General features: G+C 59.9%; 13 protein-coding genes. 2 read left to right on the top strand and 11 right to left on the bottom strand.

All coding sequences use genetic code 11. The features are described 5' to 3' along the window. Positions 1-5: 5 nt before the first annotated feature. The 7 genes from aroB to G3480_RS00040 all read right to left on the bottom strand — a co-directional run bounded on the left by aroB (position 6) and on the right by G3480_RS00040 (position 7,131). Entirely contained in the window at positions 6-1,076 is a 1,071-nt protein-coding gene (gene aroB / locus G3480_RS00070; protein WP_164651616.1) for a 3-dehydroquinate synthase, read from the bottom strand. Between the two features lie 14 nt (positions 1,077-1,090). Then, a complete protein-coding gene (aroK, locus tag G3480_RS00065) occupies positions 1,091-1,615 on the bottom strand; it encodes a shikimate kinase AroK (RefSeq protein WP_164651615.1) in 525 nt (174 codons plus the stop codon). A 271-nt stretch (positions 1,616-1,886) separates the two neighbouring features. Then, entirely contained in the window at positions 1,887-4,286 is a 2,400-nt protein-coding gene (locus G3480_RS00060; RefSeq protein WP_164651614.1) for a type IV pilus secretin PilQ, read from the bottom strand. Positions 4,287-4,306: 20 nt separating this feature from the next. After that, positions 4,307-4,819, bottom strand: a complete 513-nt coding sequence (locus G3480_RS00055; protein WP_240905483.1) for a pilus assembly protein PilP — start codon at positions 4,817-4,819, stop codon at positions 4,307-4,309. A 14-nt stretch (positions 4,820-4,833) separates the two neighbouring features. Beyond that, positions 4,834-5,439 carry a type IV pilus inner membrane component PilO gene (locus G3480_RS00050; RefSeq protein ID WP_164651612.1) on the bottom strand — a complete coding sequence of 202 codons (606 nt, stop codon included), beginning with the start codon at positions 5,437-5,439 and terminating at the stop codon, positions 4,834-4,836. A gap of 45 nt (positions 5,440-5,484) precedes the next feature. Further along, on the bottom strand, positions 5,485-6,057 hold the full coding sequence (locus G3480_RS00045; protein WP_164651611.1) for a PilN domain-containing protein: 573 nt from the start codon (positions 6,055-6,057) through the stop codon (positions 5,485-5,487). After that, positions 6,058-7,131: a pilus assembly protein PilM gene (locus tag G3480_RS00040; protein ID WP_164651610.1), complete on the bottom strand. Its 1,074-nt coding sequence runs from the start codon at positions 7,129-7,131 to the stop codon at positions 6,058-6,060. Between the two features lie 594 nt (positions 7,132-7,725). Between G3480_RS00040 and G3480_RS00035 the strand changes: the two genes are divergently transcribed. Then, positions 7,726-8,361 (top strand): hypothetical protein, encoded by a 636-nt coding sequence (locus tag G3480_RS00035; protein WP_164651609.1) that lies wholly within the window; start codon positions 7,726-7,728, stop codon positions 8,359-8,361. On the opposite strand, the gene G3480_RS00030 is transcribed toward G3480_RS00035, so the two are convergent. The 4 genes from G3480_RS00030 to rpmE all read right to left on the bottom strand — a co-directional run bounded on the left by G3480_RS00030 (position 8,337) and on the right by rpmE (position 12,541). Then, a complete protein-coding gene (locus G3480_RS00030) occupies positions 8,337-9,632 on the bottom strand; it encodes a citrate synthase (RefSeq protein WP_164651608.1) in 1,296 nt (431 codons plus the stop codon). The genes G3480_RS00035 and G3480_RS00030 overlap by 25 nt on opposite strands. 100 nt (positions 9,633-9,732) lie before the next feature. Then, positions 9,733-10,665: a malate dehydrogenase gene (gene mdh, locus G3480_RS00025; protein WP_164651607.1), complete on the bottom strand. Its 933-nt coding sequence runs from the start codon at positions 10,663-10,665 to the stop codon at positions 9,733-9,735. A 106-nt stretch (positions 10,666-10,771) separates the two neighbouring features. Beyond that, on the bottom strand, positions 10,772-12,034 hold the full coding sequence (locus G3480_RS00020; RefSeq protein WP_338114016.1) for a malic enzyme-like NAD(P)-binding protein: 1,263 nt from the start codon (positions 12,032-12,034) through the stop codon (positions 10,772-10,774). Between the two features lie 306 nt (positions 12,035-12,340). Then, positions 12,341-12,541: a 50S ribosomal protein L31 gene (rpmE, locus tag G3480_RS00015; protein WP_164651605.1), complete on the bottom strand. Its 201-nt coding sequence runs from the start codon at positions 12,539-12,541 to the stop codon at positions 12,341-12,343. 298 nt (positions 12,542-12,839) lie between these two features. On the opposite strand from rpmE, the gene G3480_RS27740 reads away from it, so the two are divergent. Continuing rightward, positions 12,840-13,726: transposase family protein (locus G3480_RS27740; RefSeq protein WP_206171408.1), on the top strand; the 887-nt coding region annotated here is incomplete at its 3' end.

The following is a 13,726-nucleotide window of genomic DNA, read 5'->3' as shown; positions in this document are numbered from 1 at the left end:
GCTCGTTAGGAGAGCGTTTCACGCAGGAGGTTGTGATCGAATTCGTTCGTCACGAGCGCCTCCCCGAGCCGCCGCATTAGAACGAGACGGAGCTGCCCCCCGATGACTTTCTTATCCACCGCCATGAACTCCAAGAGCTGATCCGCGTTGAGGTCAGCGGGTCGCTCGGTCGGAATGCCAGCGCAAGCGATCAGGTGACGCGTACGCTCGACGTCCGCCTCCGGCAGCCATCCGATGCGGCGCGACAAATCCGCAGCAAGGCAGATTCCAGCTCCCACAGCCTCGCCGTGTAGCCAGTTTCCGTAGCCAGCGCCAGTTTCGATCGCGTGTCCGAAGGTGTGACCGAGATTCAGGAGCGCGCGCTGTCCGGACTCGAACTCGTCCTCGGCGACGATCTGCGCCTTGATCTCACAGGATCGACCGATGGCGTGTGCCAGGGCAGCTGCATCGCGCCCCAAGAGTTCGGCCATGTGAGATTCCAGCCAATCGAGGAAGGCGACATCCCGAATAAAACCATACTTGAGGACTTCGGCGAGCCCTGCGGAAAGCTCGCGCTGCGGCAGCGTCTCCAGCGTCTGCGTGTCAGCAATGACCGCGCGAGGCTGATGAAAGGCGCCTATCATGTTCTTCCCGGCCGGGTGGTTGACGCCAGTCTTGCCGCCGACGGAGGAGTCGACCTGCGCGAGCAGCGTCGTCGGCACCTGAATGAAGGCAATTCCGCGTTGATAGCAGGCAGCCGCAAAGCCGGCCATGTCGCCGACGACGCCGCCACCAAGGGCGATGATGGTGGCATCTCGGGCGAACCTCTCCGTCAGCAAGGCGTCGAAAATTCGACTCCACACCTCAAGCGTCTTATAGACTTCGCCGTCCGGAAGCACGACTTCGCGGACCTGGTAGCCCGCGAGCGCGGCCTTGACCGCGTCCAAATAAAGCGGGCCCACGGTGTCGTTGGTGACGATCATCACCTGACTGCCCGCGATGTGGTCTCGGTAGAACTCGGACTTCGTCAGAAGGCCCGAGCCAATATAGATGGGGTACTCACGCGTCCCCAGGTCGACGGTTAGGATCTTCGGCATCGCTTGGTCCGCCCTCAGGCCTCGTCTGACTCGAGACGGCGGCAGATCTCCTTGACCACGGAGCTGGTGCCGCGCTTCTCGGTGGAGACCACCAGATCAGCGACTTGCCGATAGAGCGGCTCGCGCTCAGCCATCAGCTCGCGCAATTTGACCAGGGGATCTGCGGTATCCAACAGCGGACGATTCCTGTCGCGTGCAGTCCTGGCGTATTGTTGCTCCGGGCTGCAATGGAGATAGATCACCACGCCGCGGGCCGAAAGGTCCTGCCGATTCTCAGGACTCATCACGGCCCCGCCGCCTGTCGCGAGAACGATGCGGTCCTCACTGACCAGCTCTTGGATCACTTGCCGCTCCCTGGCCCGAAACCCAGATTCGCCTTCGTACTCGAAGATGGTCGGGATATCGACGCCCGTGCGTCTTTGGATCTCATGGTCGCTGTCCTTGAAGGTGAAGGACAGGGCTTCGGAAAGCTGCCGACCGACGGTGCTCTTGCCGGCTCCCATGGGACCGACGATAAAAATGTTCTGTGCGCGCATCATGGCGAAAGGTATGCCAGATTTTCAGCCATCGGGCAAGGGAGGGGTGCGGGATCTCGCGCTATCGACCGCAGGATGATCCTCGCCCGAGGGGATGTGGGTGCAAGAGCCCCAAGCTTGCGGTAGGGGACGCCTTCCATCCAGATCAAGCGGAACCGAGAGTACCGGATCCGTAGGTGATGTCAGGATGTAAAGGGTCCAGTTGCAAAGAGGACCAGGAACTCAAAGAGCCGACCAGAGCACAGGATAAAGGCTCGGGTCGGCTCAAGGCTCACTAACGCTGAACGATCTCGGAGTTCAGGATCTTGGGTGTAACGAAAATGAGAAGCTCTGAGTTGTTGTCCGTACGAGACTCCGTCTTGAAGAGACGGCCAATCAACGGTAGGTCTCCGACCCAAGGCACTTGCTCCTTGTTGAAGGTCTTCTCGCGCTCAAAGACTCCGCCAAGCACGACGGTTTCCCCGTTGTCGACCAAGACATTCGTCTCGACGGCCTGCGTATCGACCGGGGGTACACCGAGCACTTCACGCGAGTAATTGGGAGTATCCCGGTTCACTTCCAGCTCCATGTTGATTCGATCGTCCGGCGTGATATGCGGCGTGACCTTCAACTGCAGCACCGCTTCCTTGAAGGACACGGTTGTGTTGCCCATGCCGGTTGCCGCTTGATAAGGGATCTCGCTACCGACCTTGATGGTGGCTTCCTGCTTGTCCGACGTAATGACCCGAGGACTCGAGATGACCTCACCCCGTCCCTCACGCTGCATTGCCGAGAGCTCGAGCTGCAAGAGATAAGAGCCGACCTTACCCATCAGGAAATTGATGGATCCGGAAGCCGGGTCCGCAGGCAAGTTGGTGATCAAGGTCGCGTTGCCCGCGTCGTCGGTCAACACGGAATTGTAACGTGTACCCGTAGCGGTATTCAGACCGAAAGGACCGGCGTCGAATCCCGACATTGCCATGTTGCCGTCTTGGCCGCCACCGACGAGCAACTCGTTGCCCTGGAAGGAGCCCATCGATCCGGACACCCCGAAGCGAACGCCGAGATCACGGGCAAATGTACTCTCGGCAGTGACGACTCGCGATTCGATCATGACCTGCCGCACTGGCACATCAAGCAGGTTAATGAGGCCGCGAATGGCTTCGAGGTTCTGCAAGGTATCCTGGACGATCAAGGTGTTGGTTCTCTCATCAAAGGTCACCGAGCCGCGGGCAGAGAGTATTCCGCCCGCGGCCCCGATATCCATTTGAGCGAGTCCCGCTTGGAGCCTCGAGGCCATGACGTTGAAGTTCTCATCACGCCGAGTCGAGCTGGCGGGAAAAGCGCCACCGTCTCTGGCCGCCACTGCCCCGGCAAAGTCCGCCGTACCCTGAAGCAAGGCGGCGATGTCCGATGCTCTGGCATAGTTGATTTGAATGAACTCGGTGCGCAGTGGCGCAAGCTCCGCGATCTTATTCTGCGACTCAAGTTCCAACTGCTCCTGGGCGGCCAGCTCTTGTGTCGGGGCAACCATGATGACGTTGCCGTTTTGACGCATCGACAGACCCTTGGTCTTGAGAATGATATCGAGGGCTTGGTCCCAAGGGACATTCTTCAAGCGCAGGGTGATGTTGCCCTGAACGCTGTCGCTTGCGACGAGATTCAAGTCCGTGAAGTCGGCCAGAACTTGCAGGACGGCGCGGACCTCGATGTCCTGAAAGTTCAGTGAGAGGCGGTCGCCCTCATAGACGACCTTCTGTCTCGCCAGGTCCTCTTTCTCCGCGGATGTCAGCGGTCTGAAATCAAGGGTGAAGATCTCGTCCGTCTGATAGGCCATGTAGTCAAAGTCACCCTCGGTCTGGACTTCGATTTCCACATTGCTGCCGTTGGGGCGGGACTCCACGGCCGTGACCGGAGTGCCGAAATCGACGACATCGAGCCGTCTGAAGAGGCGCTGGGGCAGGGACGTCTCGTAGAGGTCGATATAGACTCGAGATGCCTGTTCACGGACGGCGACACGTGAATTTGCATTCGGCAAACGGATCATGATGCGTCCTTCACCGCTGGCACCACGTCGGAAGTCGATGTCTCTCACGGGAGGACCGGCCGCCGCTGCGCGTCGCTCCCGGGCTGGATAGCTCCAGCTTGGTGCGGCTGCCTGCTGCGCGGGGCTTGGCGGCTGTCCAACCGGAGCGCTCTGCGGTCTGGGCTGAGCTGGCGGGAGTGGTGCAGGCGGCATTGCGGCTGCAATCGCACCCCCGTTGTCGACCTTAATGGTGATCTGGTTACCTGATGTACTGACCTCGTAGGGAACCGGGTCTGTCAGATTCAGCACAACACGCGTGCGATCGCTTGCTTCAACGGCGACCAGGCTATGAACCGCGCCGACGCCGATCGGCACGGCCCTCGCATCCAGCTTGCTGGTGACACCAGGGAGGTCCATGGCGATACGGGCGGGCGATTCGGTCGCGAAGGTCTCGGGTGCTTCGACTGGCCCGCTGAGGTTGAGCTGGATCTCGACCTTACCCCCAGGTAGGGCGGCGAAACCGACGTCTCTTAGCTCTGCGGCCATGGCTGAAAGACCTGTCATCATCGCCAAGGCTGCCAATGCGAGCCGCGTCGACAACCACTTGAATCGGTCTCTTGGCGTCGTTCTGGGCCTGGCCACCCGGGCGCGGTTGAGTGGGCTTTTCATCGCAGTCTTCCCTCCACGGATCATTCTGACAGCGCGACCGTTGCCGCGCGCTCACGCCATTGGCCAGGCGCATCTGAAACGATTTCGGTCAATTGGATCTCGTCGTCCTCGATACTGATGATCTGACCGTTGTTCTGGCCCAGATGATTACCGACTCTGACGCGATGCAGGATGCCTTCCTTTGTTCGAATCAAACCCCAACGCTCGCTGCCCGTATCCAGCGTACCGACCATTCGGAGCGAGTCCAAAGGATAACCCTCCAGCTCCTCCTTGCGCCGATTCGGGTCAGGTGCCAGGCCGTTGTCGAGCGCGATTTCCTCCTCGGGCGCTGACTGCGCGTCAGGGGTGAAGGGGTCTCGCCGATCCGCTGGTTCGTAAACGAAGGTGGCCACCGGCTTGATCTCCGGGAGCGGCTCGATCGGCCCCGGCGGTTTATTGAGGACAGATTGCACATAGTCCTCGAGGTCGCTCATTCTGTCGCCTTCACAGCCTGTGAGCAGCAGCGCCAGGGTGAGCCACAAGAATCCTTGCATTTGCCGACGGCCGCTCATTCTGCAGCCTCCTCGTCAAGGTAGCGGTAGGTCTTCACCGTTGCTTGCAATGATAATGACTCGCCTGGGCTTCCACCCTTTTGCCCGCTGTTCTCCATTGAGATGTTATGGATGGTCACGATCCGCGGTAAGGCGGCCAGGCCACTGATGAAGCGGCCAAAGTCGTTGTAATTACCGTTCACACGCACCCGGATCGGCAGCTCGGCGTAAAAGTCTTTCTTGACTTCACTCTCTGGCTGAAAAAGCTCGAACTCGAGTCCGTTCGCCAAGCCTGTCTGTGACACATCCACCAGGAGCGAAGCGACCTCTGTCTTGTTCGGCAATTGTCGCAGCATGGCACCGAAGGATTCCTTCATCTCGGCAAGCTGGTTCTTGTAGGCGTCCAGGTTCGCCGCCTTTTTCTGCTTACGCTCCAGTTCGCCCCGGAGGTCGCGTTCCTGTGACTGGGCTTGCGCAAGACGCCCAAGCTGATCCTTGGTGTCGAAGTAATAGGCCGCGCCACCGAGGGCGATACAGGCCAACAAAATGGCCACAGCTTTGACCGGCAGCGGCCATTCGCCAAAGGTGCTAAGGTCTAGTTCGTTTAGCTCATTCAGGTCCATAACGGCATCCCATTCGGATTCTCGCTTGTTCTCCGAAGCCCAAGGCTAGACCTGCTCGTCGGTCTCGTCCGCCTTCTTCGGGCTGACCTGGTCGAACGAGAGCCTGAAGTGACTGAGTCCGGTGCCTGTCTTGTCTTTGTTCTCGATCAGCATCAACCTCGGATTGCCAATCCACTCGGATTGCTCGATCTTGCCCATGAATGCAGACACCCGAGCATTGGACTGGGCTCTGCCTTCAATGACGACTGAGCGCCCTGACTGTTGCACCTTGGTTAGGTAGACGCCGGACGGCAGCGCGGAAATCAGCTCATCGAAGAGCCTCACGATCTCGGGCCGGCTCGTCTGCAGCTTCTGGATGATGTCCATCCTTGCGAGCAGGTCCGCCTTGGTCTTTTCGAGATTCTGGATTTCTTTGATCTTGCGATCCAGGCTGGCGATCTCGGTCTTGAGATAGGTGTTTCTTGCCTGCTGCGAGCTGATGCGGTCCTCGAAATAGAGGTGTACCAGAATCGCCCCAAGAAAGGTAACGACTAATCCGAGCCCGAGCGCAGTCAAGAAGTCCTTGCGGCGTTGTTGGCGCGCTTCTTCGCGCCAAGGGAGTAGATTGATACGCGCCATCTAATCGAGCCCTCGCAGCGCGAGCCCGACCGCGACCATCATGCCCGGCGCCTCTCGCATAAGTTGTTGGGACTTGATGTCCGGTGCGATGGACATCTGACTGAAGGGCTGCGCGACCATGGTCGGGACCTTGAGCCTGTCTTCGACCAAGGCATCGATCCGGGCGATGCTGGCAGGTCCGCCGGCCAGAAGGATTTGGTCCACCTTGTTGAAGGTCGTCCCTGAGTAAAAGAACTGCAGCGCCCGACCGATCTGCTGGGCGAGCGCCTCCTTGAAGGGCCCAAGCACGTCGATCTCGTAGGTCTCCGCCACGTCGCCGTCAAGAATCTTCTGAATCGCCTGCTCGCGCGACAGCCCATAGCGACGTTGGACCTCTTCCCTCAGCTGCTGACCACCGAAGTTTTGTTCCCTTGTGTAGATGATCTGCCCCCCGTTGAGGACATGCAGCGTCGTTGTCGCCGCGCCGACATCCACAACCGCCAAGGTCTTGGATGGACTGCCCTGCTCGTGCGTCCCTTGGAGCAGCGAGCATGCATTCTCCATCGCATAGGCCTCGACATCGACGATGGCCGCTGACAGCCCGGCAAGCTCTAGCACGCTGATGCGATCATCGACATTCTCCCGTCGCGAGGCGGCTAGCAGCACATCGACCACTTCGGGACTGCTCTTGGACGGGCCGATGATGTTGAAGTCGAGATTGACCTCTTCCAGCGGATAGGGAATGTATTGATCTGCCTCAAGCTGAATCTGCGTTTCGATTTCCGCATCACTCAAGGCAGCGGGCATGGTGATCACTTTGGTAATGACCGCCGACCCGGCGACCGCGACCGCCGCTCTCTTCGCGCGCGTGCCAGCCTTGCTCACGGCCTTGCGGATGCACTGACCGACTGCCTCCGGCTCGGTGATCTTCTTCTCCGCCACCGCGTTCGCCGGCAGAGGCTCGATCGCGTAGTGCTCGACGCGATACTGGCTTGCTTTGGAACTGCTAGATCGAGAAAGCTCAATCAGCTTCACGGCGGTCGAGCTGATGTCGATACCTAGAAGGGGTGCGTTCTTGCGACTCAGGCCAAACATACTGTTCTCACCTTGCTGAATCCATCGCGACTTGATTGACCTTGATTACAACGCCGACGCCACAATTCTTCAGCGCTGGGCATACGCCATCCTTGAATCTCCGGTGCCAACAAGAGCGCGCGGAGTGGCGCTGCTGCAAGCCGGGAGCCGTTGCAACGGATGCGCCGCGACCCGCATCGCGCCGCGAACAAAACTGGCAAGAGCCCCCTGTTTTCTCCTTGATGCACGGCCACTTCCTCCCTGCTGTCCCGATTTATCCTAACGCCTTAAGAGGTGCAATGCCGGGAAAGGCTATGGGCCATTATAGCCACATCGGCGAAGAGGGGTAGCAGCGTCAAGGTGAGTTAGTTCCAAGTCTCGGTCATAAGACCGTGGATACAGCCGCCGACAGATGCTCGTCAGGAAGGACATTTAGCGCGAACTGAGACCCCCGTCACAATTCTGTGGTAGCTTTGATACAGAGGCTTCATGCGGAGTCACTGACATTTAAGGCAAGGGATATTCATGCGCTTGCCGGCGCATCTTCAAGGGCCCGGCGGCTAAGGAGGCGCTAGCCCCTCGACAATCCGCCCGAATCCTGAGGAGGCAACTTTGATGGCCCGGCGTGAGCGCACTGCCGCATTGAAAGACACACTGGCCTACGAGGCCGCTCGCATCATGGTCGACCAGGGTCTGACCGATTTCGAGCACGCGCGACGCAAAGCCGCCGCGCGAGCCGGTGTCCGTGACCGACGCAATTGGCCTTCGAACGAAGCGGTCCAAGAGGCCATCCTAACGCACCGCCGGCTCTTTCTTGGGGACGCTCATTTTCTCGAGCGCCGCGAGCTGCGCCGCCATGCGCTCTCCGCCATGCGTGTCTTCGCGGCCTTTTCACCGCGTTTGGTTGGGGCAGCGCTCACTGGCACGGGTGATCTCCAAGGCGGGGTCCAAATGTTTCTATTCGCCGATCGTGCCGAGGATGTGATTTTCGCCCTCATCGAACGCAATATCCCTTGGCAGGAAGGCGAGCGCAGCTTCCGCTATCCTCAAGGACAGCGCGCTAGCCACCCTGAGTTTCGGTTTCTCGCGGGAGAGGTCCCTGTGTCGCTCATTGTGCTGCCGAGCGACCATCTGCGACATCCGCCCCTCGATCCAGTGACAGACCGACCGCAGCGCGGGGCAAGTGTCGCAGAAGTCGAACAAATGCTGGCCGAAGAGGAATCCGACTATCGTTTCGAGATGGGTAGATAATCGCGCTGCGTTGGGCCGCGATAGATCTGTCTGGGGCGACCGATCCTGTTGTTCGAGTCCGACATCATCTCTAGCCAATGCGAGACCCAGCCGACGGTGCGAGCCACGGCAAACATGACGGTGAACATGTTTCTGGGTATTCCGAGAGCTTGGTAGATGATGCCCGAGTAGAAATCCACATTCGGATAGAGCTTGCGCTCGACGAAATACTCGTCGTTGAGCGCGATCTCCTCCAGCTTCATCGCGAGTTCGAGCAGCGGGTTGTTGACGTCCGCGATCTCGTCGAGAACCTGGTGACAAACCTCCCGAATGATCTTGGCGCGGGGGTCATAGTTCTTATAGACCCGATGCCCGAATCCCATGAGACGGAAAGGGTCGTCCTTGTCCTTGGCCTTCTCGATGTAGCGCGGGACCTCCTTGACGTCACCAATCTCCAGCAGCATGTCTAGAACCGCCTCGTTGGCCCCGCCGTGCGCGGGTCCCCAGAGTGAGGCGATCCCCGCGGCGATACAGGCGAAGGGGTTGGCGCCAGAGCTGCCGGCCAGACGCACGGTCGAGGTGCTGGCGTTCTGTTCGTGATCCGCATGCAGGATAAAGAGGAGATTCATCGCCTTTTCGGCAACCAATCCAGGCTTGTAATGCTCACAGGGTGTCGCGAACATCATGTGCAGGAAGTTCGCGCAGTAGCGTAGATCGTTGCGCGGATACATGATGGGCTCGCCGACGCTGTGTTTGTAGGCGGCCGCGGCAATCGTGGGCAGCTTGGCGATGAGCCGGTGCGCCGAGATCTCGCGATGACGTGGATCGTTGACGCTGAGCGAATCGTGATAGAAGGCGGAGAGCGAGCCCACCACGCCGACGAGCATCGCCATCGGGTGCGCGTCATAGTGGAACCCGTCGAGAAAGTCCTTGAGATTCTCGTTGAGCATGGTGTGGCGGGTGATGATCTTCTCGAAGTCCACCAGGGCCTTCTCGTCCGGCAGATCACCATAAAGAAGCAGGTAGGCAACCTCCAGAAAGCTGGCCTTGGTCGCCAACTGCTCGATCGGATAACCGCGATAGAGCAGCACACCCTCCTCGCCGTCGATGTAGGTGATGGCGCTGTTGCAGCTTGCGGTCGACATGAAACCAGGATCGTAGGTGAAGAATCCGGCTTCTTTGTAGAGCGAGGAGATATCCACCGCAGCTGGCCCCAAGGATCCTTGTCTCAACGGAAAATCATGCCGCTCGCCAGTGGCATTGTTGATGACGGTGATGGTCTCGTTCGACATTAGCTCGCTCCTAGCCAAGGTCGTTCCTCGTGCTAGAAATCACGAGGAACAACAGGGATTGGTTTTCGAGTCGGGGGTAAGGGGTCGTTGTGGAAGAGTGTCAAGACAGGCTGCGCAGTTGCTCGATCTCCTTGCGGACCGCCGTCGCGGATCGCTCGAAATCGGCGCGCTCGCGGGCATTTAGATCCAGCTCAACGACGGATTCGACGCCCTTCTCGCCAAGGACGCAGGGAACACCCATGGCAATATCTGCCTCACCATACTCGCCTTCTAGCAGGGCGACGCAGGGCAGCAAACGACGGCGGTTGTTCACGATCGCGTCGACCATGGCCGCAACAGCCGCACCCGGCGCATCGTAGGCACTCGAATTCTTGCGCAGGGCGAGAATCTCGGCGCCGCCTTTGCGGGTTCGCTCATTGATCGCGTCAATGCGCTCCTCTGTCAGGAAATAACTGATGGGGACACCATTGATGGTGCAGAACCTGGGCACCGGCACCATGGTATCGCCATGGCCGCCAAGCACCATGGTGGTAATGTCCAAGGCCGAGAAACCGGTCTCTTGCGCGATGAAGCTAGCCATTCGGGAAGCGTCCAGCACTCCAGCTTGACCGAACACCCGACTGCGATCCCATCCGGTGCGTTGCGTCACCCTGTAGGTGAGGGCATCCACCGGGTTGGAGACGATGAGCACCATGGCATTTGGCGCGTGCGCGAGGATATGGTCGGTCACTTCGTCGATAATGCGGACATTGCTTTCCAGGACGTCCGCCCGCGACATTCCAGGCTTTCGCGGGAAGCCGGCCGTGACGATGACCAGGTCTGAATCCTTGAGGATGCGCGGATCGTTGCTGCCCTGAACGGCGCAATCGAATTCGAAGAAGGGAGCGGTCTGAAGGATGTCTAAGGCGATTCCCTCAGGGACATCCTCGCGCACGTCTAACAAGGCAATCTCTCGACAATACTCCTCTTCCGCCAGAATCTGCGCAGCGGTTTCACCGACTCGGCCGGCACCGACAATGCTGATCTTTCTCACGTCTCTGCTCCTCCGGTCATTGTGGCTGTTCCGTCGGATGCTCGGGATCTCCGCGAGTTGCCAGCGTCGGTAAGCGTCCGCCCGAGCCTCTAGCCAATCATACTGGTCATGAGGAGGATTGCGGAATACGGGCAACGCCGCTTTGAATCGCGGCCAAGGCGACGGCACGGGGCACCCGATCTCGCAGACGCGGATCGAATGGCTTGGGGATGATGTAGTCCGGGCCGAATTGCAGTGCCTCGAGCTTGTACGCCTCCAGCACTTCGGCCGGCACCGGCTCATGGGCCAACGACCGCAGCGCCTCTACAGCCGCGATCTGCATGTCCTCGTTGATCCGCGAAGCGCGTACGTCAAGTGCACCACGGAAGATGAAGGGGAAGCCGAGGACGTTGTTGATCTGATTCGGATAATCGGAGCGCCCCGTCGCCATGATCAAGTCGTCGCGCACCTTCATGGCAACGGATGGCCGGATCTCGGGCACTGGATTGGATAGGGCAAAGACCACCGGACGAGGGGCCATCGAAGCCAACATCTCGGGCGATACGAGATCAGGTCCGGATACGCCGATGAAGACGTCGGCCCCTTCCATGGCATCGCTCAAGGTCCGCTTGTCGGTATCTGCCGCAACGCCGAACTTATAGGGATTGAGATCCTTTCGACCCGTGTGAATGATCCCCTGACGGTCGACGCAGAAGATATTGTTGCGGTGCGCGCCCAAGGTCATCAGCAGGCGCACCCCGGCGATGCCTGCCGCACCCGCGCCCAGCACCACGATGCGCGCCTCTTCGAGGCTCTTGCCTTGAATCTCGAGCGCATTCAGCAGTCCGGCAGCGATGATGATCGCCGTGCCGTGCTGGTCGTCATGGAAGACGGGAATGTCGAGCTGCTCGATAAGGGACTGCTCGATCTCGAAGCAATGCGGTGCCGCGATGTCCTCGAGGTTGATGCCGCCAAAGCTCGGGGCGATCCGCATGACCGTCTCGATAAAGGCTTGCGGATGCTCGGCCTGCACCTCGATATCGAAGCAATCGATATCCGCGAACTGCTTGAAGAGGACGGCCTTTCCCTCCATCACGGGCTTGCCGGCCAGTCCGCCGACGTTGCCGAGCCCGAGCACCGCGCTGCCATCCGTGATCACCGCGACAAGATTGCCCTTGTTGGTGTACTCGTAAGCCTGAAGAGGATCGGCATGGATGCGACGCACCGGCTCCGCGACACCAGGTGTATAAGCAAGCGAGAGATCATGCTGGGTCGCAGCCGGCTTGGTCACCGCGACGCCGATCTTCCCCGGTTTCGGGTGGGCGTGATACTCCAGCGCTTGCCGGTTTAGGTCGGCGTCAGCATGGGCGAAGCTCTCAGGATCAGTCACAGTGCACTCCAATGGATGAGGATCGGCCGTCCGCTGACCGAGCCACAGCTCGACAGGCTCGAAACAGAGGTCGAGCCGCCCTAGGCAGGCGAAAACGTCCATGAAGGCGCGCGAGGAGGAACTCGTGCATCGGCAGGCGGCGCAAGCGACATCATGTCCTCGCACCGGCGGCGAGTCAAATGATCGTCACGAAGGTAATAGACTAGGCCAATGTTTAGATAGCCCGGACAGAAAGGGATTCGATGGCGGGAGGTCGATCTGTGCGCTGATCGCCTGGATCCGACGCCCCGCGCTCGATCCTGGAATTCAGCGCGAGTACTTGCGACGGAACTTGTCGACCCGACCGGCGGTATCCAGCACTTTCTGCTTCCCGGTGTAGAAGGGATGACAAGCGGAGCACACCTCTACATGCATCTCTTCGCCCTTGGTGGAGCGCGTCGTGAAGGCGTTGCCACAGCTGCAGACCACCTTCACCTCAGTGTAATCAGGATGGATTCCTTCTTTCATGATGACCCTTTGGCCGTATGGGCCAGTTGAATATCTTGGGAAACGCTCAAGAATACCAGGCGCTAAAGTCGTGTGCAATTAGAACTTCCACGGCGAAACCGTTCTTCCGTAGATTGACACGTCCTAGCAGGACTTACCCTCGATTCTGGACATTTCCCAGCGTTTGACTCAAACTGCACGCCAATACTGGTTGGCGAGGCAGCGCCGTGAACTTGCACGACATCATCCTGCGCCCGGTCGCTGTTGAGGAAGAAGCGCGCTTCAAAGCACGGCTCGCGGCGCATCATTATCTGGGGGCGTGGCGAAGATCGGTCACACCCTCTGGCACGTCGCCACCTGGCGGGATCAGTGCCTGGCATTGCTGGTGCTGAGCGCGGCGGCCTGGAAGTGCGCTGCCCGTGATCGCTGGATCGGCTGGGATCGGTGCTACCACTTCGACCGTCTGCATCTGATCGCCAACAACGCCCGCTTTCTGATCCTGCCCCAGTGGCATGTGCCCAATCTCGCCTCGCGGGTGCTGGGGCTGTGCGAGCGCCGTGTCAGTGCCGATTGGCAGGCGCGCTTCGGTTATCCGCTGTGGCTGCTGGAGACCTTCGTCGATCCGCGCTGCTTTACCGGCACCAGCGATCGAGACGCCAACTGCCCGGAGGTCAGGCAGACGCGCGAGTATCGACGCACGCGCGCCGACTACAGCGACCGTGCCGATGGCGCCAAGCGCGTCTTTGTTTGTCCCTTGATCGCGCGCGCCCAGGCACGTCTGGCCCATCCAATGCGCGATCCTCTTGACCACGACGGAGCCCCGAAACTGATGTTGAGTGCCAAGCAGATGCGTTCGCTTCCTGAGTTCTTTGCCGATGTGCCCGATCCACGTCGCAGCCAAGGTCGGCGCCATCCCTTGCCGGCGGTGCTCGCCATCGCCGCCGGTGCGGTGTTGTGCGGGGCGCGTGGCGATAAGGCGATCGCCGCCTGGGCGAAGGACCTTGGCCAGGCCGCCCGTGCGCGCTTTGGCTGCCGCTATCGTCACGGGCGCTACGAGGTCCCGAGCCGCACCCGCATTCGCGATATGCTCACACGGGTTGATCCCGGCGCCCTCGATCAGGCGCTGCAGGGCTGGAATGCGCAGCTGGCCGCCGACGACGAGGGCTTGGCCATTGATGGCAAGACAATGTGCAATGCGATCGACGC

This window comes from Thiorhodococcus mannitoliphagus, from assembly GCF_010915725.1.
Lineage (GTDB): Bacteria > Pseudomonadota > Gammaproteobacteria > Chromatiales > Chromatiaceae > Thiorhodococcus > Thiorhodococcus mannitoliphagus.
This window is presented reverse-complemented; position numbering and strand designations above follow the sequence as displayed.

Excerpts from the sequence above, each read along its gene's own strand:
- G3480_RS00060 (WP_164651614.1), bottom strand. The coding sequence starts at position 4,286 with ATGAAAAGCCCACTCAACCGCGCCCGGGTGGCCAGGCCCAGAACGACG.
- G3480_RS00040 (WP_164651610.1), bottom strand. The coding sequence starts at position 7,131 with ATGTTTGGCCTGAGTCGCAAGAACGCACCCCTTCTAGGTATCGACATC.
- G3480_RS00050 (WP_164651612.1), bottom strand. The coding sequence starts at position 5,439 with ATGGACCTGAATGAGCTAAACGAACTAGACCTTAGCACCTTTGGCGAA.
- G3480_RS00045 (WP_164651611.1), bottom strand. The coding sequence starts at position 6,057 with ATGGCGCGTATCAATCTACTCCCTTGGCGCGAAGAAGCGCGCCAACAA.
- G3480_RS00035 (WP_164651609.1), top strand. The coding sequence starts at position 7,726 with ATGGCCCGGCGTGAGCGCACTGCCGCATTGAAAGACACACTGGCCTAC.
- G3480_RS00055 (WP_240905483.1), bottom strand. The coding sequence starts at position 4,819 with ATGCAAGGATTCTTGTGGCTCACCCTGGCGCTGCTGCTCACAGGCTGT.
- rpmE (WP_164651605.1), bottom strand. The coding sequence starts at position 12,541 with ATGAAAGAAGGAATCCATCCTGATTACACTGAGGTGAAGGTGGTCTGC.
- aroB (WP_164651616.1), bottom strand. The coding sequence starts at position 1,076 with ATGCCGAAGATCCTAACCGTCGACCTGGGGACGCGTGAGTACCCCATC.
- aroK (WP_164651615.1), bottom strand. The coding sequence starts at position 1,615 with ATGATGCGCGCACAGAACATTTTTATCGTCGGTCCCATGGGAGCCGGC.
- G3480_RS00030 (WP_164651608.1), bottom strand. The coding sequence starts at position 9,632 with ATGTCGAACGAGACCATCACCGTCATCAACAATGCCACTGGCGAGCGG.